Below are 22,991 nucleotides of genomic sequence, written 5' to 3'. Positions count from 1 at the left end.
CCGTTAATCGTGTTTTCCCTGCTGACACAGATAAAGGTTCTCGTCAGGTAAATAGTGATAACGCCACAACATATCCGAAGGATCCCGCAATTTATCCACCGGCCGGAATTCCCCTAAGGTAATAACACTTTCCGCAAAACGGTGGGGTATACCTTCTGCCCTGGCATTTTTCGCTATTCCCGGCGGGGAAAGTCCCTGATATCCGGTGACGACCGGGATCAGCACCGAACCGGGAGCAGTGGTATATTTCAGTAATGCCTCCATTGCATCCATTCCGCTGTTCATTGCATTGACCATGACATCCCGCCGCTCCAGTAATGCATATCCCGAAGCAATACATTGCCGCAATTCACACCATAGCGGTTTACTGTCAGGAAAAGAGCCGGTCTCTTGTTTACCGGAATCTGTAATATCCCCGCCGGCAATTTTCAGCATTTTTATTGTTTCAGATACCACAGTGAGGAATTCCTTATTTTTATCTTGTATATTCCCGCCGCAAATAAGCAGTGAAACATTGAGATGACAATACACTTCCTCAACCAGTGATGGGTTTTTGCCTTTTTTATCCGGTGGTTTCCGCCTGTTTAATGCGGAATACATTACCCCTCCGGGTTCCGCATACAGTTGTAAATGACAGTAGTGACAGATAATACCAGCGTGATTAAACCTGACGGACGGAAAACCTTGTTTCCTCACTTTTCGTTCAAGAGCATGAATAAATCCCAGCCAGGCAGTAACTGCCGGGAAACCTGCTATCAGTGCACCGGATAACGCATTGGCATTCCGGATAAGAATATTTTTCAGCAGCAGATAATTAATGGACACAGTAATGATCTCCGGCAGTGACGGCTCCCGGCGGGACAGATAATAATAAACAGGCTTTCCCTTTATTCTGCATATTAAGTGCAGAAATATTTTGTGGTTTAGACCCGCCAATATGAATCACAACAAGATGACCCGGGAATATACCGGATTTACCAAGCCGGCGGTATAACTCAAATAATAACCCCGATGGTGTCAGAACTGACAGTAAATGATAACCCGCATTACATTCTTTACCCGGCACGGGGAAAAAAACCTGTTTTATCTTTGAATTTGTTGACGGTACGCCCTCTCCGGAGAATATCCGTAAAAAACCGGCCCGCAACTTTCGGTAATTTTCACTGCCCAGAATTTTCTTTGCCGTTTCACTTTCCTCACACAAATGTGTCAGTAATGTTTTTCCATCCTGCATTTTCAGCATCAGAAACGTATATATTTCCAGTGCAGCAGCATTACCCTCAGCATCCTGCGGAACAACCACATTACCGGATCGCAGAAAGCCATCATTTTTCTTTTTAACCTCCGCCAGTATCGCTCCCGCTTTGCCATAGCGATTCCTGCGGGCACAGGGATGTGTAAAAGCAAACGGATGTGTCGTCAATGACAGTTGTTCCGCGCGTCCGGCGGCATCGGACAGCCATTGCAGACGCGAAAACTCAGGAATTTTTTTTGACTCCTGATATTTTGTAAAAAATGCAGTAATTTCCGGGTCCGGCATAGAATATCCTTTTCTTAAAATAATTTAATTTGACAATAATATTGAAAATTCAATCCGGCATTGAATGAATCTTCATCAACTGACGGGATATTTAATATGTCTTTGAAAGGGGATTGTCTACCAGCATTGTGATTTTTACGTACCGGTGTGTTTTTTTTGCGATCTGAATGGAATTTAATAAATAAAATTAACAGCAATAATACAAAAACGGCATATCCGAAAAGATATGCCGTAATTATTAAATATTTATTTCTTTGCTGGCTTATTGTTTTTAAGCCAATCCTGCATCTGCTTTATTTCCGGTCCCTGTGCATCAATAATGTCCTGAGCTAACTTACGCATTTCCGGATCTGAACCATACTTCAGTTCAATTTGAGCCATTTCAACAGCTCCTTTATGATGTGCAATCATACCTTCAGCAAATGCAATATCCGCATTTTGCTCAGATAATGTTTTTGCCATATCATCATGCATACGCATCATAGAATCACCCAGCTCTTTCTGCACCGGAGTGGTAACAGAATGCATATCACCACTTAATAATACCGGATTTGCCACGGCACCGAATGTCATAACGCCGGATAACAGAGCAGTGAGAATAAGTGTTTTTTTCATGATTAATTCCTTTTTCGTATTTGGTTGATGGAATTAATCATAAAGGTTGCCCTAAGGGAAAGGTCAATGTAATAAGAAATAACTTTACCATATTTACATTTAATAAAGCTCTCTCCACAATGTCTGAACAATTCAGATATTATTCTGTCAGTCCGGCATCAGTATTAATGCAGGTACTAAAAAAATAATGAAAATAATAAGATAACCCAATACCGCGCCAACACGGCTCTTCATCCCCACAAGAGAAGGCTTTACCAGACCTGCAGCTGCGGCAACAAGCGCCAGTCCCGCAATAACCATTAAACCATCTTCCATATATCCTCCGTTCACCTTTTCCTGCAGGTAATTCTGCGTATGACATTGAACCTTGCCGCTAAGGCAAAGTAAAGTTCTTAAAAATCACAATATTTTGATGGCAAAGCAAGAAGATGGTGATTAAAAACGCAGTCAAAGGAATACAGAAAAGAAAAAACCGGGCGTTATCCCCCGGTATTATATGTGCAGTTATTCTTCGTCCGGTTCTGCAGTAGCCGGTTCCGGCATATTTACCCATTCAGCATCCGACAGATGCTGTTCCCGGAGTGCTTCTTCATCCAGCCAGTTTATGACATATCTGGCGCTGTGCTGAGTAACAAAACCACAGTTATCACAGATAAGACGATAATAATAATGGTTTATACTGTCTGCCGGAATCCCCGGAGTGTGGTAATAAAATGTGACGAACGTACGCGGAGGTTTGTTATCCAGCCGGTCCTGCGCTGTCGTATAGTTTGTTTCATCTATAACCTGCCTGCCATTATGCCCGCACATCAGACACGTGGTTTTAACTTGCTTATCATTCAGATAATGAAAAAAACGCGACCCTGTCACCGTTTTTAAGCGTTCCACAAACTCCCGGATCTGAACATTATCCGGTGATGAATTATCCATCATACACCTCTGGCTTTGTATTGTTATTCCGTTTTTCAATATAAACACCATCAAATATTATATATTATTTATGCACTCATAACTGACTAAAGTCAGACACATGATATTTTCATTTTCACTTGTTTACTTTGCCATTTCTCCTTTTCCGGTATATCCCGCATAAAAATAATAAAACCACTTCACTTTAGGACCAGATATTTACATAAGATCACTAATTGATTAATCTTAAGAAGAGGCAATCAATAAAAGGCTATTTTTGCATAATGAAACAGTTATTTTCGGTGTTATTTCTGTGGAGCATCTCCCTTTCTGCTTCAGCTGATACCGGTCCGGCTGTACTGCGCTCTCCACCGGATGCAGCAAATGCAAAATTGGTAATTTCCAGCCTCAGACAGGCAAAGATCACGCCGGATAACCCGTTGTTTTCAGAGTTTAACGATCTGGCATTTGATGCCATGCATAATAAAAATTACACATCCGCTATCAAATTCTTTTCTGAGAATATGCTTCGTTATCCGTCACCTCAGATGATTATAAATTATACCGATGCAAATCTTATGATGCTGACGGATAATAAGAATACCCCGGGCAGCTGCGCCCCTTCCGGTGAGGATTTACAAACAGCATTGCGTTATTACCATTCCGCTCTGCTCACTGATAATACTGTTAATTTATTATCCTGTGATGAAAGAAAAAATCTGACTGAGAAAATCACCTGCCTTGAGGCATTTCAGAAAACACCGGCACCTGCAGAATTCAGGTGCCGGATATTACATCCGGGGTCATAACAGCACAGTAATTTTTGTGCTGTTATAATTTTCTGACTTCATCGATAGCATTATAGAGCTCAGGAACAATCTCTTGTCTGTACCCTTCTTCTATCATCTCAAACGCCTTTTTTCTGGCGGCTGCTTTAGTTGCGCTATCCGCTGAGATATCCTCAACCAGCATATCCACCGCTTCATTCATTTCTTTCTTACAATTCTTATACGCGTTATCGGTAATTGTTTTTTTGCTGTCAGTGGTTGTCAGTGCCTGCCCGGCAGAATAACGGATAAGGCAGTTTCCCCATTTTTCAGACATCCCGTCTGTTGCACTGTTATTTGCCGGTGCCTGACAGCCGCCAATCAGCATAATTCCCAAAATCAAAAATAAACTTTTTTCATGTTCATCCCTTAACGGTGCTTTCCGTGTCTGTCCCCGGTCATCAGTGGTTTTAGTATTATAGTGATATTAGCAAAGAGAATTGGCGATATGGAATAGGATTTGACCTGATGAGAGAACTGATACCTCTGTATTTTCTGTGCTTCATTCCGGTTCAATTCTGCAGTGACTTATGCCCTTTGAGCACACCGTTATCATCAAAGATAAATAACATTCCCTTTCCTGATGCATCCTGACAAACCATGCCGTCTGCGTTCGTGCTATCCGTAATGCCCTGACAGGCCATATTACTGACATAAGGGCGCAACTGACATTTCAGTGTCCTGCCATCCATGATTTTAAGATGCCCTGACGCTGCAATCTCATCAGTGGATGGCTCCGGGCAAGTACCACTTCCCCAATTAGTCCCGTGATTATTATCAAACGCAGAGCAGCCTGACAGTAAGGTACTAATCAAAATGGTCATAATGTATTTATTTTGCATGATTTATCTCTTGATTACTGGTCTGAAAATTCCGGGTTATCATTTAATCATCAAACTATCGCCGTGGGTAGGGGGTTGTGTTTAAGCGAAATGCCGATGATCAGAATGGGTTATAAAACTGTGAGATATGGATGCTGCCGGTACTTAAGAGAGATTTCGGTGAGTATGAGCGGGGAAAAGTGAAGTGTTATTTTAAGCACAAAAAAGCGACCGTAAAGGTCGCTCTCTTTTAACTCTGACTCACTGATAAATCAATGAATTTCTGTATGGTGCCCAGAGCGGGACTTGAACCCGCACAGCGTTGCCGCCGAGGGATTTTAAATCCCTTGTGTCTACCGATTTCACCATCTGGGCTGAATATGGAGGCGCGTCCCGGAGTCGAACCGAGGTACACGGATTTGCAATCCGCTGCATGGCCACTCTGCCAACGCGCCTTGGAGCGGGAAACGAGACTCGAACTCGCGACCCCGACCTTGGCAAGGTCGTGCTCTACCAACTGAGCTATTCCCGCATCTCTGAACTTACTGATTTACTTATTTGTTTTCGTAAACCGCTGTGTCGTTCGGATGCGTTGCATTCTACTGATTTCACGCTGTGAGTCAACCGCTTAATTCATGAAAAATGATCGTTCGCTGTTTTTTACAGCATATCGATCAGGCTTCGCTCAAATCCGCCCATGCAGCGCGTAAATATTGGAACATAGACCAGAAAGTCAGGATCATTGCAATGTAGAAAAGGATGAAAGCAGCAATTTCCGTCAGGTCATTCGGCCGCCAGATAAGCCCCACCAGTGCCACCATTTGTGCCGTGGTTTTGACTTTACCCATCCAGGAAACCGCAACGCTGTTGCGCTTGCCCAGCTCAGCCATCCATTCACGCAGTGATGAAATAATAATTTCACGGGCAATCATTGTGATAGCAGGCAGCGTTATCCACCAGACCGCATAGTATTCTGTTACCAGCACCAGAGCGGTCGCCACCATCACTTTATCAGCGACAGGATCCAGAAAGGCCCCGAAACGGGTGGTTTGTTTTAAACGACGGGCAAGAAAACCATCAAACCAGTCTGTCATCGCAGCAATGACAAAAATAGCGGCGCTGACAACAGGTGCCCAGCTGAACGGCAAATAGAAGGCGAGGACAAAGAACGGTATCAGGATAACGCGAAACAGAGTCAGCCATGTAGGGATATTTAATCGCATAACGGAGCCATTATTTTATAAGTCAGATGAAAAAGCCGCTTGCGCATCTGCCGGCACATATTACCGCCCCGCTGATTCCGGGGCCTGTTGCGTGATTTTCAGGTTCTGCGCAATCGTACCGGATAGCATCATACTACCACAGTTACAGATAACTCACCGCTGTTATTGAAAAAATTCTCTTATCTGCCGCACAGATAAGCCCTGTTTATTAATGCTTAAGTGCATGGAAAATTTTTTCCGCCAGTGCATACGAGATAGTCGGGACTTTGGCGATTTCATCGATGCTGGCGTTACGCAGCGGCTGTAATCCGCCCATGTATTTGAGCAGCATCTGCCGCCGTTTCGGCCCGATACCTTCTATCGATTCCAGCGCACTGGTATTTTTAACTTTTGCCCTGCGTTGCCGGTGACCGGTGATCGCATGGTTGTGGGATTCGTCACGGATATGCTGGATCACATGCAGTGCCGGTGAGTCCGGCGGCAGCGCCATCCCTTCCCCGGAGGCGGCAAAAAAGAGGGTTTCCAGACCCGCTTTGCGGTCACTGCCCTTTGCCACGCCGATCAGTTTCGGTCTGTTTTTATCCCAGTCCACGTCCAGGCCGTCAAAGGCTTCAATCGCTTTACCGAGCTGGCCTTTACCGCCGTCGATAAAAATAATATCGGGGATTTTTTCATTGCCGATATGTTTGCCGTAGCGGCGGTGCAGCACCTGATCCATCGCCGCATAGTCATCCCCGGGCGTGATACCGGTGATATTGTAACGGCGGTATTCCGATTTCACCGGCCCGTTGCTGTCAAAAACCACACAGGAAGCTACCGTCTGATCTCCCATGGTATGGCTGATATCAAAACATTCCATACGATTGATGGTTTCAATGCCGGTCAGTTCTGACAGGGCTTTCATACGTGTCGCGATAGTGGATTGCTGCGCCCGTTTTGTCATCAGCGCGGTCACGGCATTGGTGTGTGCCAGCTTCAGATAACGGGCACGGTCGCCGCGCGGTTTCGGCTGGATAAGGATCCGCCGGCCGGCAAACTGAGACAGGGTTTCTTCCATAATCTCTTTTTCCGGTAACGGGAAATCCAGCAGAATATCATCCGGTAATGAGCGGTTCTCACTGCCCTGGAGATAAAACTGGCCGATAAAAGTTTGTACGATTTCGTCCGGTTCAGTACCTGCCGGGACTTTCGGGAAGTAACTGCGGCTCCCCTGCACGCGGCCGTTGCGGATAAACAGGACATGAATACAGGCCAGACCGGCATCAAAATAAACACCCACGACATCCAGGTCATCTCCGGAACCGGTAACAAACTGTTTTTCAGTGACAGCCCGGACAGCCTGAATCTGATCCCGCAGCCGGGCAGCCTCTTCAAAACGCAGTGCCTGACTGGCCTGCTCCATTTTTTCCACCAGTTCTGTCAGCACCTGCTGATCTTTACCTTCCAGGAACAGGCGGACCAGGTTCACTTCTCTGTCATAATCCTCATCACTTACCAGTCCTTTGACACACGGCCCCAGACAGCGGCCAATCTGGTATTGCAGACACGGGCGGGAGCGGTTGCGGTAGACGCTGTCCTCACACTGACGGACGGGGAACAGTTTCTGCATCAGCGCCAGCGTTTCACGCACGGCATAGGCGTTCGGGAACGGCCCGAAGTATTCCCCTTTGGCGTGTTTGGCCCCGCGGTGAACAGCCAGCCGCGGGTGTTTGTCATTGCTGCTCAGATAGATATACGGATAGGATTTATCATCGCGCAACAACACGTTGTAACGCGGCTGATATTTTTTGATATAGGTGTGTTCCAGCAGCAACGCTTCTGTTTCCGTGTGCGTCACTGTGACATCTATCTGAGCAATATTCTTAACCAGCTGCTCGGTTTTTTTTCCCGAAACCTGCGTACGGAAGTAGCTGGAAAGCCGTTTTTTCAAATCTTTGGCTTTCCCGACATAAATCACTGTGCCTTCAGCATCATACATCCGGTATACACCGGGCTGGCTGGTCACAGTTTTTAAAAATGCTTTCGCATCGAATTCAGTTACAACCGCTTTTTCCATACAGGGTACAAACTCTCTGCTTTCAGTGTTTATTCATTCATCCGGCACCACGCTGTCAATATGGATCAGTCCGTAGCGCAGTGCCAGATGGGTGAGTTTAATATCACCATTAATATTCAGCTTATTAAATATTCTATATCTATAACTGTTCACCGTCTTGCTGCTGAGACACATTTTGTCGGCAATTTGTGTGACTTTGATGCCCTGCGCTATCATAACCATCACCTGGCGCTCCTGGTGACTCAGTTTATCCAGCGGATTGCTGTCATGTGCATGCAGGCGGGTGTCAAGAATGGTCTGCTGGGCGATATCCGGTGCCACATAGCGCTGGCCCCGGCTGATAATCCGGATGGCGTGCAGTAAATCCTCACGGTCACTGCTCTGATACAAATACCCCGCCGCACCGCTGTTCATCACTTTATACGGTGAGATCAGGCTGTGTTCATCTGTCAGGATAATCACTTTGGTTTCTGAGGTATAGCGGGTGATTTTTTTTGCAGCTTCCAGGCCGCTCATCACCGGAAAACCGATATCAAGCAATGCCACATCCGCATGATTATCACGGCACCAGCGCACTGCACCGGTGCTGTCCCTGACCTCCCCCGCCATTTTCATACCCGGTGTTGCCGTGATAATGGCACCAATCCCTGCACGGTAAAATTCATTCGAATTTGCCACCAATACTGAAATCACACAGAACTCCTTTCTGAATTTTCAATAAATTTACCGTAAATTATACAAGGCCTGGTTAAACCGTTATTTAATAAAGATGACATTCTTCCGGTAACAGGCTGAATATTATAAATATATCTCACGACTAAAAATTGATTGCAGTGATGATTCAACAGAAACAGAGGACATGAAAGGAGACGGCTGCCGGGAGACAGCAGCCGGAGACAGGCAGATAATGTTACGGCATATCAGGATGAAAACGGTCAATGCTGACCAGTTGATCAAAAGGCAGTTTACCGATACGCGGATAAGGCTCACCGGCGGATTTACCAATCGCCACCATCAGGCAGATTTCATAGTTTTCCGGCAGATCAATGACTTCAGCCACCGCATTAAAATCAAATCCGTCCATCGGACAACTGTCATAGCCCTGCGCTTTTGCCAGCAGCATCAGCGTCTGGGCAAAAATACCGGCACTGCGCATAATTTCATCACGCTGGGTTTCCGGTTTACCGCGATAGTAGTTATCAACCGCATTGACCATAAAATCCCGCACCAGCGGGTCGGCATCACGCCAGATTTCACGGGGACGGGAACTCCAGGCTGCCACATCACCGCATAAAATCACCAGCATGGAGGCGTCCGTCATCTGCGGCTGATCCCAGCCCACTTTGCGGATATTGCGGCGTTGTGCCGGATCCTCCACCAGCAGCGGCCGCCAGTGCTGAAGGTTAAAGGCACTCGGGGCATTTTCCATCGCCAGTGACAGTAGTGCTTTCTTCTCGTTAAGCGGGATCACAAAATCAGGATCAAACTTCTTGGTTGCTCTGCGCTGACGCACGGCATCAATAACATTCATACAGACTCCTGTTTATTCCATTTATTATCCGGATGATTTATTTACCATAACATGAATTTGATTCCGGATGCGGGGTCACGATTACAACGCAAAAAAAAACCGCACTCCGGTGAGTGCGGGTTTTCAGTCATTAACTGTCAGCAGAATTATACGAACAGTTTGAACACGATGTTACCGATGGTCAGCAGACCGATGATGGTAACAAAGTAGTTAGATGCCTGACCTTTGTATTTGCTCAGAGCCGGTACGCGGTTAACAGCATACATTGGCAGTAAGCACAGCAGTGATGCGATGATTGGTGCACCCATTGCTTCAATCAGGTCCAGGATGTTCGGGTTGATGTAAGCGATGAACCAGGTAGAACCCATGATGAACACCATAGAGATCAGGTTCAGTTTACCAACGCTGACTTTGTTTTTGTCGCCACCGAACGCAAATTTCAGTAACAGACCGTTCATACCTTCCAGAGTACCCAGGTAGTGACCGAAGAAGGATTTGAAGATTGCAACCAGTGCAATGATTGGTGCAGCCCAGACCAGGATAGTCGCCAGAGTACCGTTAGCGCCGCCCACGTTGTTGAAGTGGTAAGCCAGGTAAGTCAGAACAGGAACGTTCATCTCTTTCGCTTCAGCCATGTTAGCCGGAGACAGCGCGAACAGGCAGCTGAATGCGAAGAACATAACCACACCCACCATCAGTAAACCTGCGCGGGAGATGATTTTGTTAACTTTCTGCTCGGTGAAATCTTTACCGCACGCCGCTTCGTATTCTTCACGTTTTGATACCACGAAAGAAGATACGATTGGTGAGAAGTTGAAAGAGAACACCATGATGGAAATACCCAGCCATACTGTTACCAGGATACCGCTGTGACCGAACAGCTGGAAGCTGTCTGCGTTCACGCTTTCAAATACGGCTGTGTTCCAGTAAGGGATCAGAGCCAGAGATAACAGCACCAGGCTGGCAATGAACGGGAATACCAGGTAGCTCATGACGCGGACCATCAGATCTTTACCGAAGTAAATAATGACAGCCATTGCTAACAGCAGAATCAGTGCAACCACACCCCGGTTCAGCGGCATCATGCCCAGCTGCTGTTCCCAGAATGCCATAAAGGTATTGGTGATGGTTACGCCGTAGATCCACAGGAGCGGACAGATTGCGAAGAAGTACAGGAAAGTGATAACAACACCACCGCCTTTACCAAAGTGCTCTTCAACAGTTTCTGTGATATCGCCTGACGGATTTTTGCCTGACAGACATAAACGTGCTAATGCACGGTGACATAAGAACGCAATCGGATATGCCAGAACCAGCATGATCAGAATCGGGATCAGGCCACCGTAACCGGCACGGATCGGGAAGAATAGTACCCCTGCACCTATAGCAGTACCGAACAGACCGAGTGTCCAGGTCGTGTCCGATTTACGCCAGCTTTTATACTCAGCCGGAATCTGGGTTTTGTCAGTACTCATGTTGCTTTTCCTTTTAAAAGACTATGCAAATATTATTTTTCGTGGGTACCAATAATTTCAGAGATACGAGTCAGGTCAATGTTCCCGCCGGAAATGATGCTGACTGTCTTCTTGTGTTCGATATATTTTTTCAGTTTCCCGCTCAGAATCGCAGCAGACGCCAGTGCACCGGCACCTTCGGTCACTACTTTGTTGCGCTGGATTAACGCAATCATGCTTTCGCGGATTTCTTCTTCTGTTACCAGAATGATGTCTGTCACCAGCTCTTTCACGATGTCATACGTGATACTGCCCGGAGTCGAAACATCACAACCATCTGCCACAGTACCGGCATCACGATGGGTCGTGATTTTACCAGCACGATATGATGCTTCCATACCATGAACGTTTTCAGATTGGACACCGATCACATTAATAGTCGGGTTGATGGATTTCAGAGCAACTGCAACACCGGCAATCAGACCGCCGCCGCCGATTGGAACGATAACGTTATCGACGTCATACAGATCTTCAAGGATTTCCAGACCGATAGTCCCCTGGCCTGCGATCACTTTTTCGTCATCGTATGGCGGGATAAAGATACGGCCTTCCTGCTCAATGATCTCTCTTGCTTTAGCAATCGTGTCATTGAAGTTATTACCGTGCAGAACAACTTCCGCAGAGTAATCTGAGGTTGCTGCAATTTTGGATTTTGGTGCACCGGTAGGCATAACAACTTTGCCGTTGATACCTAACATAGCGCAGGATAAAGAAACGCCCTGAGCATGGTTACCAGCTGAGCAGGCAACGATGCCCTGTGCTCTTTCTTCTGGTGTCAGCGAACTTAACTTGTTAAATGCACCACGGAGTTTAAATGAACCTGTGCGCTGCATGTTCTCAAATTTTAAGTGGATTGTGCCGTTGCACTTTTCACTTAAATAATTGGACTTCGGCATACCCGTTTTATAGACATGTCCTCTGATGGTTTTTTGTGCATCAATGATATCTTTAATGGTTACCGGCAGATCGTATGTAATCATGACAAACCTCGTCCTATCTTTTTATATATATTAAAATTGAGTTTAACTATACCGACAAATTTAAAAACAACTGTATTTCAAATCATATTTTTAAAATATTCCCGAAAAACTTTCTCAACGTGTGATCCAATCCAAACTTCTTTCGGTTTTCTGTCTTTTTTAATGTTTTATATTTCATTTCAAGTTAAATGAAAATGACTTAATGTTGATTATTTGTTAAATAACGGCAATCGGATTAACATTTGGTTGCGCAACGCAATCTTTTTCCCATCTTTTGTTATCAATGCTGCATTATTGTTAAAGAATCACTGCGTAAAAAGACGTATAAATGATCCCGCCACGTAAAAAAGGGCATGTATTTTGACAAAAATTAATCTTACCAAGGCCCCATCTTACAGCAAAATATCCTGATTTTTTTAACAATCCTAAAAATGCAATGTGATTCAAATCACTATAAATATTATATCTATTTGTTTATTAACGATTTGAATATTTTTTACTCATTACAATCCTGATTTGCGGCAGATCGTAACATGTTCATTTGTTCTGTACGCATTATCACCGGGTGCTTACCCAAGCCAAATTCGGATAAAAAATCATCAAATTATTTATTTATATGTTAATGATTCCCATTTATAGCCGGAGTGTTACATTTCCATGACATAAATCGTAACGTTTTTTTGCCTGACAGCCCAAAAAAGTGTTCACTTTAGGAAACAGCTAAATGGCTGTTTTTTTGGCCTGAATCTGTGTTTTTTTTAACCTTGCAATTAATTAAATATATATTTAATTTGTGACAATTTTATTTATCAGACATCTTTAAACCAAAATTAAACAATGAAAAATATTAATTTACTGAATACTATTTTTAATAATCAAAAATGATATCTGGCTATTTTTTTATAACCCGATTTTTTCCTTTTTATTTCCTCCCGGACGGAAATAGCCGGTTTTTGCCTGTGGGTATAGTCGCTAATGTCAACATAAGCCAACTACGACAGACGGATAAGCATTTAAGACTTCAATATTGCGATTTTTCAGATTTAATATTTACTGTGAAAATAATCAGCCCATGTGATAAATCCATTGCCGCACAGCATTAAAACGGCAGAAAATGTTATTTTGCTAAAATCGATTCAGTCATAAGAATGGTTTTATGCGCCGCTGACACAATTATCTGTTACAACATCCTGCTCACCCTGCAGATACTTACCGGTGTGACAATCCTCATACTTCCTCAATCATGGCGGCTTTGCCATTGCATTCCGGGACAGCCATGCTGTAATGATTTACGACTTAAGTGTTAACCCCGGTAAACAGGAGAATGTATATGTTCGACTTGACAGGTAAAATCGCAGTGGTTTCCGGCGGCGCCAAAGGGATCGGGCGCGGCATCGTCACCGCGCTGAAAAAGGGCGGTGCCACCATTGTTATCGCCGATATTGATGAAAAAACCGGCAGCGCAACCGCTGCAGAGCTGGGAACAGACTTTATGGCACTGGATGTAACCTCTCAGTCTCAGTGCCGCGCTGTTATCAGTAAGGTCAGAGAAAAGTACGGTCGTCTGGATATCCTCTGCTCAAATACCGGTATTTTCCCGCAATGCACCATCAAATCCATGACGGAGCAGGACTGGGATACCATGCAGAAGGTGAACGTGAAGGGGATGTTTTTCCTGGTTCAGGCCGCGCTGGGTGTGATGGAAGAACAAAAATATGGCCGGATCGTGATTACCTCTTCCATTACCGGTCCGGTCACCGGCTTTCCGGGCTGGAGCCATTACGGTGCAAGCAAAGCCGCACAGCTTGGTTTTATGCGCAGTGCCGCGCTGGAATATGCCCGTCTCGGGATCACCATTAACGCAGTCCAGCCGGGTAATATCCTGACTGAAGGACTGAAAGCACAGGGTGAAACCTATCTGGACCAGATGCGTGCCACTATTCCGACGCACACGCTCGGTGAGCCGGAAGATATCGGTTATGCTGCGGCGTTCCTTGCCTCTGATGAAGCTAAATACATCACCGGACAGACCATCATTATTGACGGCGGCCAGATTTTACCGGAATCCCCGGAAGCACTGCTCTGATAAAACAGCACAGGTGAGGATACCGCCCGGTATCCTCTTATCTGCCCTGATCCCTCGCGGCAGCAATCAGTGCCTCGCCCAGATAGCTTTTTTCTGAGGTAATCCCCGGCAATACCAGATAGTATCCGCCGCCGAACGGTTTGATGTAACGCTCAAGCGGTTCACCGTTCAGCCGTTTCTGTGTATCGATAAAGCCTTTTTTCAAATCCTTCTGGAAGGAGATAAATACCAGCCCCATATCCAGCTGCCCGGACGGGGTCAGCCCCAGCGAGTAGCTGTAGCTGCGGCGGCGCAGTTTGGCCACGTGTCGCTCTGTGGAACGCGGTTCAGCGCGGCGCATGTGAGAGTCAAATAAGACCCGGTCACCGTGCGGATCCTGCTTAAAGTCCGGGTCGTCGTGCTCATGCTCTTTGCCCATCGGCGCACCGCTGGCTTTGTGACGGCCAAAATCATTTTCCTGATCTTCCAGCGGTGTCCGGTCCCAGAACTCCAGCTCAAAACGGATAAGGCGTACCGCCTGATAACTGCCGTTCTCCGCCCAGGCGGGTTCCCGGCCGGTGATCCAGACCAGGTCGTTCATCAGAGCATCATCACCGGCATCGGCATTGCCGGTACCGTCTTTAAAGCCAAACAGGTTAACCGGTGTTGTGCGGCATTCAATATCCCGGGCCGGCAGAAAACCGTCAATTTTCCACAACGGAGCTACCCGGCCGGAGAGGCGGCGCAACACTTCACGCAGTGCATAAATCACCGTTTCACGGCTGTTGGCACAAAACTGCAGCAGGATATCCCCGCCGCACCAGGCCGGATCAAGCCGGTCGTTCGGGAATGCCGTCATGGCGGTAAATTTTTGCGGTTTCAGTGGCGATAAGCCGAAGCGCTCATCAAACAGAGAGTGGCCGAGAGAGACAGTCACTGTCAGTGCATCCGCAGTCAGTGCCGTACCGAGAATCCCGGATTCCGCCGGCGGCATTCTGTCATCGCCCGGTGCCGCCGCCTGACGGTTGCGGGTCAGTTCCGCAATACAGCCGGTCAGCCGCCGGAAAACATCCTCAACCTCATCCAGCGTTTTAACGGTCAGATTCAGTGACAGAAAAATGGCCTCTTTCTGCTCCGGTGTGATAACCCCGGCCTGATGTTTACCAAGGTACGGAATTTCCCGCAGCCGCGCGCTGTTATCACACGCCGCCGGTGCTGCGGCGGCAGAAAAAGCCGGTAACCCGCCGGACAGCAGGACACTCCCTGCCCCCAGCCATTTCAGGGTATTTCGTTTGCTGAGACTGACAGACTCTTCTGTCTCAGTCAGATTCACTTTGCCGTGTTTCATGGTTCATTCCGGTATTTGTAATACACGTCTATTTTCAGTTCAGCGCGCAGTTGTGCCAGAGATTCTGCCAGCAGCGTCAGGTCTGCATAGAGTTGCTGTTTATCTTCCGGTGTCAGTTTCTCATATTCCGCATACTGCCCCCGGGTATCCCGATAACGGGCCATGACCGCATCCGGTCCCGCAAACTGCTTTCTGAGTGCCTCATTGGTTTTTGCGGATAATAACGGCGCCAGCCCGCTGACAATGCGCCGGGCCCCTTCAATATTGGCGGCGATATCTGACAGATCTGAACGGCTGTAGCGGTTTTCATCACCACTCAGTTTAGTGCTGAGAATCAGCTCAATACTGTCATCCGCAGACTGGACCAGCTTTGCCGCAGGGAGGGTTTCCACATCGATCCGCTGTTTCAGGTCATTAATATTGCGCAGCAGATCGGCGGTAGCGGCCTGAGCGGCTGCGGGATCATTTTGAGCAAACAGCGCATATTCGATGCGGTGAAACCCGGTGAATTTCGGATCCTGCTCGCGGCTGAGAAAATAGCCGGCATGAGGGTTAATAACCCGGTCAGCGTGACCGAAAACCACCACTGCCGCACGGATAACCTCATAATCATAATGTGCCTGAATATAAGCCTGCCGTGCAGCTGCCATATCCCCCACGGCCAGCGCTTTTTGCAGCAATTGCAGCTGATGTTCAGCCGCAGCTGTCTGTTTCCCCATCATCGTCATGTAATCCGCCACAACCGGACGGAATTTTTCCGGTGACGGAATATCCCCTTTGGCGATCACCACATCACTGCCGGTATCCGGATTACCTGCACGGTATTTTTCCGCATAGCCGGGAGCGCTGAGCAACAGTAATGTCAGAATCAGTACGGCTGTCCGGTTAATCCGCATGTTTTTTTCCTCTGCGGCAGAACAGCGCAATAATCACCAGCCAGTACACCACAAAAGTAATAACACTCAGGCCGATAGGCTGTGCACGGTAACCGAACAGGCTGGCCAGGAAGCTGCCGGTGGTACCTGTGTCATCCAGCCAGTTGGTGGTATCCCACAGCGGATAGATGAGGAAATCATTCAGTTCGATATCATGTTCGGTCAACAGGTTGACGATTTCTTCCGTTCCCTTAAGCAGCAGCGAACAGGCAAGGAACAACAGCACAATACCGGTGATGCGGAAAAACCATTTCCAGGCAATTTTCCGGTAAGTGAACAGGAACAGCCACAACGTCAGTGCCGCTACCGCGATACCGGCCACGACTTCCCCGGTAAATGACCACATGGTGTCTGCATTCAGCCCCATCACAATACCGGAGAGGAACACCACGATTTCACTGCCTTCACGGGCTATCGCGATCGCCACAATAAACAACGCGCCCCACCAGGAGTGCTGCCGGGCGCTGTCATTCATCTCCTGCTCAATACCGGATTTGAGTGATGCGCTGTGCTGCTGCATCCAGTACACCATCTGCACGATCAATACCGCCGCGAACAGCGACATACCGATCATAAAGTACGTCTGGCCGCTGTCATCCAGCACATTAAACACACCATAGATAAGCAGTGCGAGAAACAGTGACAGCGCAACACCAAGTGCCACTCCGCCCCAGAGATAGCGGCGCCCTGCGGCAGCATCCGGATGCTGTTTAATCCACGCATAAATGATGCCGACCACCAGCAGAGCTTCAAAGCTTTCACGCCAGACGACAAAAAGAACCTGTCCCATAATTAATTCCTGTGAACTGACACTTATTCCGCGATGATCTCACCGGCCGGATGCGACAGATGAAAATCATCAAAAAAGGTATATTTTCCGGGTTTGAGCGGTGCAATCACCACCACGGAAGACGCCCCCGGAGCCAGCACTTTCTCTTTGCGCAGCTGGGTGCTTTCAAATTCGACCGGTTCGGTGCCGGTATTGGAGATTTTAATGCGGATCGGCGTTTTCGCGGGTACCTTCAGTACCGGCGGTGTCAGTTCGCCGTTATTCATTTCCAGTTCGACAGTGAATTTCTCTGCCGCTGCGGCGGGCAGTGATATCAGGAAAAGCACCGATAAACACAGTGCCATAACAACGAGTTTCATGAGTGACCTCAGCGGGATAGCGACATCCGGTGTCCGGACAGCAGACCGCGGTTACCGGCCTGCTGTTCTCCTTAAATAATAAACTCAGTAACTGCCTTTGCGGCCGGTGCCGGCATACTCGAAGTCCCAGGAGACATCAAACGGCTCAAACCACGGAGCAACACCGGTTTCTTTATCGATATGGCGACCGAAAGCCACGTTGTCGTTCATGCTTGGCGGAGAGATGCGGTATTCGACGCGGTATTTACCGTAACCATCCAGTTTCAGGTTTTCACCGTAGTGCGGGCCGTCGCTGGCAACCATCGCCATAAAGGTACCGGACTGGGCTTTTTTCGGATCATCCAGTTTGGTGACTTTGTAATCCACTTTCAGATACGGGATCCAGTCCCCTTCCGCGAAGCCGTTCGGGTTTTCCTCAACGGCGTGGATATCTGCTTCCAGGTGGATGTCTGACTTATCCGCCGCCAGATGGTGCATTTCATGTTTGCCTTCCACTGCCATGGTAATCGGCTGCAGATACACCCCCTGAATCTCCATACCGTTTTTGATAACAGGTTGTCCGAGCGGATATTCCAGTGCCAGGGCAGAGGTTGATACCACGCCCAGTAATGCTGCTGCCACACTCATCCCGATACGCATGCTGATTCCTCATTGTCATTATACAAATAGTGCTGACAATAATAATCATTACCATTTACACTGTTCAAGTAAAAGTTATCGCTTACCGCCACATTTTTCAATGAAACGGTTACATTTCCACCGGGATTCAGCCACGAAATACATCCGCAAAAGCAATGTCCGGCAGGAAATATCCGCTGTTGTATAATTTGCACGGATGCGTTACATCTTAAGCAGCCTTCCGCAAATGAGATCACACTGATGCAAGCCGATATTGTGTTGTTCGATGATTTTGAAACCCTGGATGTGTTCGGCCCTGCTGAGATTTTCGGCCGTTCCCCGCATTACACGCTGAATTACTGCTCTCTCAGCGGTGGTGTGATCACCAGTTCACAGGGGGCTCAGATAATAACAACGGTATTTGAGCCGGAGAAAACCGCGTTAATGCTGGTGCCGGGTGGTCAGGGCACACGGCGGCTGGTCAGTGATGAGGGTATGCTCGCCGCGTTGCGCACGGCGGCACAGCACGCACAATGGTGCCTTTCCGTCTGTACCGGTTCGGCTCTTCTGGCGGCGGCCGGTGTGCTTGACGGCCGACAGGCGACATCCAATAAACGTGCCTGGCAGTGGGTAACCTCTCTGTCCGCACAGGTAAACTGGGTGAAAAAAGCACGCTGGTGTGCGGACGGCCGTTTTTATACCTCTTCCGGTGTATCGGCGGGCACGGATATGGCGCTGGCATTTATTGCTGATCGCCACGGTGAGGCCACAGCGGAGGAGATCGCACAACACATTGAATACCGGTGGCATAATGATGCCGGTGATGACCCCTTTGCCGTATAAAAACTGGACGACAGGCAACCATTTACGACATAATAGCGCCTCTGAAATAAAACCGGCGGATGTTTATGTTAGAAACTATCGGATTTGTGCTACTGGTGAGTACCTGCGGCGACGATGCCTGCGAGGCACTGCCGGTCACGGAAGATATCTATACCAGACATGAGTGCGAACTCCGCCTGAAATATATCGCCAAACGCCGTCCCAACCTCTACTTCATGTGTAACGAGGTGATGCGGGAAAACGTCTCCGGTGATGACGACAGCCCCGGAATTCCGGATGATCCGGAAGACACACTCCCACCGGATGAGCAGCCGTAACCGCTTAACTGAACGGATTAATTCCCTGTTTTATCAGACGCCGGAAACGGAAAATCGCCCAGCCGTTGATCACCAGAAACGTCGATTCAATCAGTGTGCCACCGACCGTTCCCAGCCAGGCGTTATACACCCCCCAGCAGGCCGTTGAACACCAGATCACATACCGCATACGCAATCCCGTCAGCAGGAAAAACGCAAAGGTACTCATCAGAGTGCCCGTTACCGGCAGCACTTCCTGCCAGGTGCGGATATTCGGCACCGCCAGAACCAGTGTCAGCGAAACAAATAACCAGAGCACCCAACGCTGACGATGGCTGATAGACACATAAGTCCGGATGCTGTTGAGCGTGGCACTGATCCCAGCGGGATAGGCACCAAGCAGAAAAAAGTGGGATGCCATAATGGCGGTGTAAATTGATAACCGGATTTTGAGTTTCCGCTCATTGCGCTGGACAAAAACCGTCGTGCCGATAATAAACGCAACAATACCGAGCCCCTGCCCTGCGTAATACAGATAGTCCATCTTCCCCTGCCGTAATCACATGCTGAATGGTTTTAATTATTGTGCTGCCAGCATAAACATAATTTGTTCAGGTTGCGAGCTATTGCACGTTTCAGACATTAAAAAAGAGGCCTCAGCCCCTTTTCTTATTGCATCATGCCGTTATCACATGTGCAGTGGTATCAGCATGCCATATAGCCCGGATAATGTGTCTCGATTTTGTGATAAGTCCGGGTTTTCTTATTATCGTCCTGAATCACACAGATTCTGCTTTTTGACTTCAGCGCCTGCGGGATTTTTTCCGCATTTTCATCTGCGGCAGCTGCAATAAAGATGTTAATTTTTGATTTCCCTTTACTGTATGTATAGGGCATTCCTAACAAACGTCTCGCAGCTCTGTTAGTTCGCATAATAAACTCCTCATTGTTGTGAACGTTCACCTATTATAGCAACTTACTGAAAATAATAAAATTTTCCCTAAGTGGCTGATTTACCGCCTGCATAATGGTATTTCCGTGCCCTATCCTGTATGTTGGATACGACCTGTTCACTGACCGGGAGAGTCTGATAAATGGCGTGTATTTTTTGTGATATCGCGGCGGGGAAAGCCCCCTGTCATAAGATCTGGGAAGATGAGCATTATCTGGCATTTTTGTCGATATTTCCCAATACCGACGGTTTTACGGTGGTGATCCCGAAGGCGCATTACCCGAGCTATGCATTTGACCTGGAAGACGATGTTCTGACCGGCCTGGTGCTGGCAACTAAAAAAGTGGCAAAAGTTCTGGAAAAGGCATTTCCGGATGTCGCGCGCTGCGGCATGTTTTTCGAGGGCTACGGGGTGGATCATATCCACAGTAAACTCAGCCCGATGCACGGCACCGCAGATATGACAGAATGGCGGCCGATCGAGCATAAACAGCCCGCATTTTACACACAGTATCCGGGATTTTTGTCATCCCACGACTGTGAGCGGGCAGATGATAAGAAGCTGGCTGAACTGGCGGCGGCTATCCGCGCAGGTCAGGAAAAGTGAGTGATTCCGGTGGTGCCTTCACCACCGGAATGTTGTGTCAGCGGACTTCGCACCCGACCACCGTGGCATACCCGAGACCATCACTGTCCATCATCAGCAGACACTGCGGGCTGAGGGTTTCCATCGCTTTTATCAGCATCATTGCCATCACAAAAACCGCTTCCCTGTCGGCGCTGACCTGATTATCCGCAATATAAATATTATTTTTCAGGAAAGTACGGCGCTGTGCTTTATTGCAGTACTGATAAATCACATCCTGCGCCAGTTCATTTTCCCGCATCAGCCAGAATGATTTCTCTTCCTCTTTATCCAGCAGATTCATTTTTTCCATCATCGGCAGATCGGCGGTTAACTGCATTTCATTGATCGGCATAAAGCGGGACAAACTACCGTTAAACGGAAATGTATTGCGCTCAAAATAGTAGCAGGATGTCAGCAGAATAGCGCCTGCCATTTCGTGATAAGCCGGTATCTGACCCGCCTGCCAGATATTCAGTCCGACCAGCAGCCACATGGCGCTGTTATCTTCCTCATCAAACAGATGGCCGATATCATCCGGTGTCTGAATGAATTCAGTCGCACAACCCCAGATTTTCGTTACATTGCGCTCAATTTCTGTATTTTGCAGCTGATTCGGGGTGATCACATACACGGTTTTCAGTTTTGACTGATAACCTTCATGCTGCTGATTCAGATCTTTCGCCAGCGCGGTAAAAATAGCCTCAACCGAATGGTCATAACCGGCAAGCAGCTGTTTATCTTCTTCGTCTGTCCGTTGTTTCCGCTCTGAGGTATAAACCTGTTTAACACTTTTCGGCATCAGCAATGAAACCCCGGTCACCATCAGTCTGCGCTGGCACCAGTTGACCCACTCATTACGTTTGAAATTAATGGAAGCATTCCAGCTCTGACAGGCAATCCGCGCCTGCTCATGACGGTGCATGGCGTAAGTGAACAGACACATCCAGATCAGAATGTACGGCAGATAGATAAAAATCAGTACTTCCGTCAGCGGGAGTTTGAAAATATAAAAATCGAGAAAAAAGATAAGGGCCAGAACGACGAACAGCAACCCCAGCCACAGCGTAATTTTGGCGCCCGGTGCATCACGTTTAACCGGAAATTCAGGAACAGGCCACGACATCGGAATATAGCTCCATGCTGAAAGAAATACAGATATGCCGCTCCGGGTTGCCGGATCGACGTCAATATTTGTTATAAAAAGAGAGATCACAAAAAATCGTGACTGATACAGGAAAATAACGGCAGACCGGTTAAAAACTTTAATGGGACAACATGAGGCAGATCACAAAATCAGACTGAGAACAGAGAGAAATAAACAGAAATTAAGAAAGAGGATAACTGAGAGAAAAAAGAACTGCAGAGAGAAGAAAGATGGTGGGTCGTACAGGATTCGAACCTGTGACCAATTGATTAAAAGTCAACTGCTCTACCAACTGAGCTAACGACCCATCTTTGGGATTGATTTTCAGGAATGGTGGGTCGTACAGGATTCGAACCTGTGACCAATTGATTAAAAGTCAACTGCTCTACCAACTGAGCTAACGACCCATACCTGAGTGATGCGGGAGAATCATGTGAAGTGGTGGGCGATACCGGGCTCGAACCAGTGACCCCCTCCTTGTAAGGGAGATGCTCTACCAACTGAGCTAATCGCCCATTCATAACATTTACTGCTTTACTTCACTATCACAACGTTCATTCTTAATAAGAATGGTGGGCGATACCGGGCTCGAACCAGTGACCCCCTCCTTGTAAGGGAGATGCTCTACCAACTGAGCTAATCGCCCACTTCAGGATGACTGCAACTTACATCATTATTATGAATGGTGGGCGATACCGGGCTCGAACCAGTGACCCCCTCCTTGTAAGGGAGATGCTCTACCAACTGAGCTAATCGCCCGTCGTGATGGAGGTGCATTATAGGGATCTGCGCGTTTGAGTCAACGCTTTTTCGAAAGAAAATGATCGTTCGTTGTAATTTTAGTCACCCTGTTCTGATTATCACCACCCGAGCGCAGTATGTAAGCAGAAATCGGATAAATCGTGATCGCCGTCAGATTCAGTGCTGCAAAAACGTCCTGTTTTGTCATGTGTTTTTCCTTTTGACACGAGAAAAATGACTTTTTCGGCCTTCTTTC

At 47.5% G+C, this 22,991-nt stretch carries 26 protein-coding genes and 8 tRNA genes; 4 read left to right on the top strand and 30 right to left on the bottom strand.

Translation table 11 applies throughout. From position 1 onward, the window contains the following. Positions 1-3 precede the first annotated feature (3 nt). The 16 genes from HMPREF3119_RS00765 to tdcB all read right to left on the bottom strand — a co-directional run bounded on the left by HMPREF3119_RS00765 (position 4) and on the right by tdcB (position 12,016). Positions 4-825 carry a type I-F CRISPR-associated protein Csy2 gene (locus HMPREF3119_RS00765; protein WP_036415226.1) on the bottom strand — a complete coding sequence of 274 codons (822 nt, stop codon included), beginning with the start codon at positions 823-825 and terminating at the stop codon, positions 4-6. Then, positions 815-1,540: a type I-F CRISPR-associated protein Csy1 gene (locus HMPREF3119_RS00760; RefSeq protein WP_004240705.1), complete on the bottom strand. Its 726-nt coding sequence runs from the start codon at positions 1,538-1,540 to the stop codon at positions 815-817. Before HMPREF3119_RS00760 ends, HMPREF3119_RS00765 begins: the two co-directional genes overlap by 11 nt. 246 nt (positions 1,541-1,786) lie before the next feature. Continuing rightward, positions 1,787-2,155, bottom strand: coding sequence for a CopM family metallochaperone (locus HMPREF3119_RS00755; RefSeq protein WP_036415232.1), 369 nt, complete (start codon positions 2,153-2,155; stop codon positions 1,787-1,789). Positions 2,156-2,302: 147 nt separating this feature from the next. Further along, the gene (locus HMPREF3119_RS19270) at positions 2,303-2,470 is read right to left on the bottom strand and encodes a hypothetical protein (protein WP_004240708.1); all 168 of its coding nucleotides are present in this window, start codon (positions 2,468-2,470) and stop codon (positions 2,303-2,305) included. A gap of 189 nt (positions 2,471-2,659) precedes the next feature. Continuing rightward, positions 2,660-3,043, bottom strand: coding sequence for a hypothetical protein (locus HMPREF3119_RS00750; protein WP_225903252.1), 384 nt, complete (start codon positions 3,041-3,043; stop codon positions 2,660-2,662). Positions 3,044-3,895: 852 nt separating this feature from the next. Beyond that, positions 3,896-4,234: a hypothetical protein gene (locus HMPREF3119_RS00740; protein ID WP_223302406.1), complete on the bottom strand. Its 339-nt coding sequence runs from the start codon at positions 4,232-4,234 to the stop codon at positions 3,896-3,898. Positions 4,235-4,403: 169 nt separating this feature from the next. Then, positions 4,404-4,733, bottom strand: a complete 330-nt coding sequence (locus tag HMPREF3119_RS19575; protein ID WP_015422846.1) for a hypothetical protein — start codon at positions 4,731-4,733, stop codon at positions 4,404-4,406. 267 nt (positions 4,734-5,000) lie between these two features. Continuing rightward, positions 5,001-5,087 (bottom strand) — tRNA-Leu (locus HMPREF3119_RS00730). A gap of 6 nt (positions 5,088-5,093) precedes the next feature. Beyond that, positions 5,094-5,167: transfer RNA gene (locus HMPREF3119_RS00725), tRNA-Cys, on the bottom strand. Between the two features lies 1 nt (position 5,168). Continuing rightward, positions 5,169-5,244: transfer RNA gene (locus tag HMPREF3119_RS00720), tRNA-Gly, on the bottom strand. Between the two features lie 142 nt (positions 5,245-5,386). Continuing rightward, positions 5,387-5,935, bottom strand: coding sequence for a CDP-diacylglycerol--glycerol-3-phosphate 3-phosphatidyltransferase (gene pgsA / locus HMPREF3119_RS00715; RefSeq protein WP_004240294.1), 549 nt, complete (start codon positions 5,933-5,935; stop codon positions 5,387-5,389). A gap of 208 nt (positions 5,936-6,143) precedes the next feature. Further along, positions 6,144-7,991, bottom strand: a complete 1,848-nt coding sequence (gene uvrC / locus HMPREF3119_RS00710; RefSeq protein ID WP_004240292.1) for an excinuclease ABC subunit UvrC — start codon at positions 7,989-7,991, stop codon at positions 6,144-6,146. A gap of 33 nt (positions 7,992-8,024) precedes the next feature. Continuing rightward, entirely contained in the window at positions 8,025-8,684 is a 660-nt protein-coding gene (locus tag HMPREF3119_RS00705) for a response regulator (RefSeq protein WP_004240290.1), read from the bottom strand. 217 nt (positions 8,685-8,901) lie between these two features. Continuing rightward, positions 8,902-9,522 carry a nitroreductase family protein gene (locus HMPREF3119_RS00700; RefSeq protein ID WP_004240289.1) on the bottom strand — a complete coding sequence of 207 codons (621 nt, stop codon included), beginning with the start codon at positions 9,520-9,522 and terminating at the stop codon, positions 8,902-8,904. Between the two features lie 146 nt (positions 9,523-9,668). Beyond that, a complete protein-coding gene (gene tdcC, locus HMPREF3119_RS00695; RefSeq protein WP_004904012.1) occupies positions 9,669-10,997 on the bottom strand; it encodes a threonine/serine transporter TdcC in 1,329 nt (442 codons plus the stop codon). 32 nt (positions 10,998-11,029) lie between these two features. Further along, complete coding sequence (gene tdcB, locus HMPREF3119_RS00690; RefSeq protein WP_004240287.1) at positions 11,030-12,016, bottom strand: bifunctional threonine ammonia-lyase/L-serine ammonia-lyase TdcB; 987 nt, start codon at positions 12,014-12,016, stop codon at positions 11,030-11,032. 1,330 nt (positions 12,017-13,346) lie between these two features. Here tdcB and fabG point away from each other — a divergent pair. After that, positions 13,347-14,102, top strand: a complete 756-nt coding sequence (fabG, locus tag HMPREF3119_RS00685; RefSeq protein WP_004240285.1) for a 3-oxoacyl-ACP reductase FabG — start codon at positions 13,347-13,349, stop codon at positions 14,100-14,102. A 37-nt stretch (positions 14,103-14,139) separates the two neighbouring features. Here fabG and efeB read toward each other — a convergent pair whose 3' ends face one another. The 5 genes from efeB to HMPREF3119_RS00660 form a co-directional block, all read right to left on the bottom strand. Then, complete coding sequence (efeB, locus tag HMPREF3119_RS00680) at positions 14,140-15,429, bottom strand: iron uptake transporter deferrochelatase/peroxidase subunit (protein WP_004904008.1); 1,290 nt, start codon at positions 15,427-15,429, stop codon at positions 14,140-14,142. Continuing rightward, positions 15,426-16,325 (bottom strand): EfeM/EfeO family lipoprotein, encoded by a 900-nt coding sequence (locus tag HMPREF3119_RS00675; protein ID WP_070578008.1) that lies wholly within the window; start codon positions 16,323-16,325, stop codon positions 15,426-15,428. The genes efeB and HMPREF3119_RS00675 overlap by 4 nt, the downstream gene beginning before the upstream one ends. Next, positions 16,315-17,154 (bottom strand): FTR1 family iron permease, encoded by an 840-nt coding sequence (locus tag HMPREF3119_RS00670; protein WP_004240281.1) that lies wholly within the window; start codon positions 17,152-17,154, stop codon positions 16,315-16,317. The genes HMPREF3119_RS00675 and HMPREF3119_RS00670 overlap by 11 nt, the downstream gene beginning before the upstream one ends. A 23-nt stretch (positions 17,155-17,177) precedes the next feature. Further along, positions 17,178-17,498 carry a cupredoxin domain-containing protein gene (locus HMPREF3119_RS00665; RefSeq protein WP_083297234.1) on the bottom strand — a complete coding sequence of 107 codons (321 nt, stop codon included), beginning with the start codon at positions 17,496-17,498 and terminating at the stop codon, positions 17,178-17,180. A gap of 99 nt (positions 17,499-17,597) precedes the next feature. After that, complete coding sequence (locus HMPREF3119_RS00660; protein ID WP_004240274.1) at positions 17,598-18,152, bottom strand: iron transporter; 555 nt, start codon at positions 18,150-18,152, stop codon at positions 17,598-17,600. Between the two features lie 240 nt (positions 18,153-18,392). Between HMPREF3119_RS00660 and HMPREF3119_RS00655 the strand changes: the two genes are divergently transcribed. Next, entirely contained in the window at positions 18,393-18,974 is a 582-nt protein-coding gene (locus HMPREF3119_RS00655; protein ID WP_049241549.1) for a DJ-1/PfpI family protein, read from the top strand. A gap of 65 nt (positions 18,975-19,039) precedes the next feature. Then, positions 19,040-19,291, top strand: coding sequence for a hypothetical protein (locus HMPREF3119_RS00650; RefSeq protein WP_246829222.1), 252 nt, complete (start codon positions 19,040-19,042; stop codon positions 19,289-19,291). Between the two features lie 4 nt (positions 19,292-19,295). On the opposite strand, the gene HMPREF3119_RS00645 is transcribed toward HMPREF3119_RS00650, so the two are convergent. Together HMPREF3119_RS00645 and sra are read right to left on the bottom strand one after the other, a co-directional pair. Then, a complete protein-coding gene (locus tag HMPREF3119_RS00645; RefSeq protein ID WP_070577999.1) occupies positions 19,296-19,814 on the bottom strand; it encodes a YgjV family protein in 519 nt (172 codons plus the stop codon). Positions 19,815-19,975: 161 nt separating this feature from the next. Next, positions 19,976-20,203: a stationary-phase-induced ribosome-associated protein gene (gene sra, locus HMPREF3119_RS00640; RefSeq protein WP_015422863.1), complete on the bottom strand. Its 228-nt coding sequence runs from the start codon at positions 20,201-20,203 to the stop codon at positions 19,976-19,978. A gap of 161 nt (positions 20,204-20,364) precedes the next feature. Between sra and HMPREF3119_RS00635 the strand changes: the two genes are divergently transcribed. Continuing rightward, on the top strand, positions 20,365-20,829 hold the full coding sequence (locus tag HMPREF3119_RS00635) for an HIT family protein (protein ID WP_004240268.1): 465 nt from the start codon (positions 20,365-20,367) through the stop codon (positions 20,827-20,829). Between the two features lie 37 nt (positions 20,830-20,866). On the opposite strand, the gene HMPREF3119_RS00630 is transcribed toward HMPREF3119_RS00635, so the two are convergent. The 7 genes from HMPREF3119_RS00630 to HMPREF3119_RS19265 form a co-directional block, all read right to left on the bottom strand. After that, positions 20,867-21,973 (bottom strand): hypothetical protein, encoded by a 1,107-nt coding sequence (locus tag HMPREF3119_RS00630; protein ID WP_004240267.1) that lies wholly within the window; start codon positions 21,971-21,973, stop codon positions 20,867-20,869. A 252-nt stretch (positions 21,974-22,225) separates the two neighbouring features. After that, positions 22,226-22,301, bottom strand: a tRNA-Lys gene (locus HMPREF3119_RS00625). A 24-nt stretch (positions 22,302-22,325) separates the two neighbouring features. Further along, positions 22,326-22,401: transfer RNA gene (locus tag HMPREF3119_RS00620), tRNA-Lys, on the bottom strand. 32 nt (positions 22,402-22,433) lie between these two features. Continuing rightward, positions 22,434-22,509 (bottom strand) — tRNA-Val (locus HMPREF3119_RS00615). Between the two features lie 55 nt (positions 22,510-22,564). Then, positions 22,565-22,640 (bottom strand) — tRNA-Val (locus tag HMPREF3119_RS00610). A gap of 37 nt (positions 22,641-22,677) precedes the next feature. Continuing rightward, positions 22,678-22,753 (bottom strand) — tRNA-Val (locus HMPREF3119_RS00605). A 40-nt stretch (positions 22,754-22,793) separates the two neighbouring features. Further along, on the bottom strand, positions 22,794-22,943 hold the full coding sequence (locus HMPREF3119_RS19265; protein WP_158001755.1) for a hypothetical protein: 150 nt from the start codon (positions 22,941-22,943) through the stop codon (positions 22,794-22,796). Between the last annotated feature and the right edge of the window lie 48 nt (positions 22,944-22,991).

Origin of the sequence: Morganella sp. HMSC11D09, assembly GCF_001807955.1 — a bacterium.
Lineage (GTDB): Bacteria > Pseudomonadota > Gammaproteobacteria > Enterobacterales > Enterobacteriaceae > Morganella > Morganella morganii.
This window is presented reverse-complemented; position numbering and strand designations above follow the sequence as displayed.

Coding starts and splice junctions, on each gene's coding strand:
- HMPREF3119_RS00675 (WP_070578008.1), bottom strand. CDS start 16,325: ATGCGGATTAACCGGACAGCCGTACTGATTCTGACATTACTGTTGCTC.
- HMPREF3119_RS00760 (WP_004240705.1), bottom strand. CDS start 1,540: ATGCCGGACCCGGAAATTACTGCATTTTTTACAAAATATCAGGAGTCA.
- HMPREF3119_RS00655 (WP_049241549.1), top strand. CDS start 18,393: ATGCAAGCCGATATTGTGTTGTTCGATGATTTTGAAACCCTGGATGTG.
- fabG (WP_004240285.1), top strand. CDS start 13,347: ATGTTCGACTTGACAGGTAAAATCGCAGTGGTTTCCGGCGGCGCCAAA.
- sra (WP_015422863.1), bottom strand. CDS start 20,203: ATGCGAACTAACAGAGCTGCGAGACGTTTGTTAGGAATGCCCTATACA.
- HMPREF3119_RS19270 (WP_004240708.1), bottom strand. CDS start 2,470: ATGGAAGATGGTTTAATGGTTATTGCGGGACTGGCGCTTGTTGCCGCA.
- HMPREF3119_RS00630 (WP_004240267.1), bottom strand. CDS start 21,973: ATGTCGTGGCCTGTTCCTGAATTTCCGGTTAAACGTGATGCACCGGGC.
- tdcB (WP_004240287.1), bottom strand. CDS start 12,016: ATGATTACATACGATCTGCCGGTAACCATTAAAGATATCATTGATGCA.
- HMPREF3119_RS00665 (WP_083297234.1), bottom strand. CDS start 17,498: ATGGCACTGTGTTTATCGGTGCTTTTCCTGATATCACTGCCCGCCGCA.
- HMPREF3119_RS00645 (WP_070577999.1), bottom strand. CDS start 19,814: ATGGACTATCTGTATTACGCAGGGCAGGGGCTCGGTATTGTTGCGTTT.
- HMPREF3119_RS00635 (WP_004240268.1), top strand. CDS start 20,365: ATGGCGTGTATTTTTTGTGATATCGCGGCGGGGAAAGCCCCCTGTCAT.
- efeB (WP_004904008.1), bottom strand. CDS start 15,429: ATGAAACACGGCAAAGTGAATCTGACTGAGACAGAAGAGTCTGTCAGT.
- HMPREF3119_RS00755 (WP_036415232.1), bottom strand. CDS start 2,155: ATGAAAAAAACACTTATTCTCACTGCTCTGTTATCCGGCGTTATGACA.
- HMPREF3119_RS00700 (WP_004240289.1), bottom strand. CDS start 9,522: ATGAATGTTATTGATGCCGTGCGTCAGCGCAGAGCAACCAAGAAGTTT.
- tdcC (WP_004904012.1), bottom strand. CDS start 10,997: ATGAGTACTGACAAAACCCAGATTCCGGCTGAGTATAAAAGCTGGCGT.
- HMPREF3119_RS19575 (WP_015422846.1), bottom strand. CDS start 4,733: ATGCAAAATAAATACATTATGACCATTTTGATTAGTACCTTACTGTCA.
- HMPREF3119_RS00660 (WP_004240274.1), bottom strand. CDS start 18,152: ATGCGTATCGGGATGAGTGTGGCAGCAGCATTACTGGGCGTGGTATCA.
- HMPREF3119_RS00650 (WP_246829222.1), top strand. CDS start 19,040: ATGTTAGAAACTATCGGATTTGTGCTACTGGTGAGTACCTGCGGCGAC.
- HMPREF3119_RS19265 (WP_158001755.1), bottom strand. CDS start 22,943: ATGACAAAACAGGACGTTTTTGCAGCACTGAATCTGACGGCGATCACG.
- pgsA (WP_004240294.1), bottom strand. CDS start 5,935: ATGCGATTAAATATCCCTACATGGCTGACTCTGTTTCGCGTTATCCTG.
- uvrC (WP_004240292.1), bottom strand. CDS start 7,991: ATGGAAAAAGCGGTTGTAACTGAATTCGATGCGAAAGCATTTTTAAAA.
- HMPREF3119_RS00670 (WP_004240281.1), bottom strand. CDS start 17,154: ATGGGACAGGTTCTTTTTGTCGTCTGGCGTGAAAGCTTTGAAGCTCTG.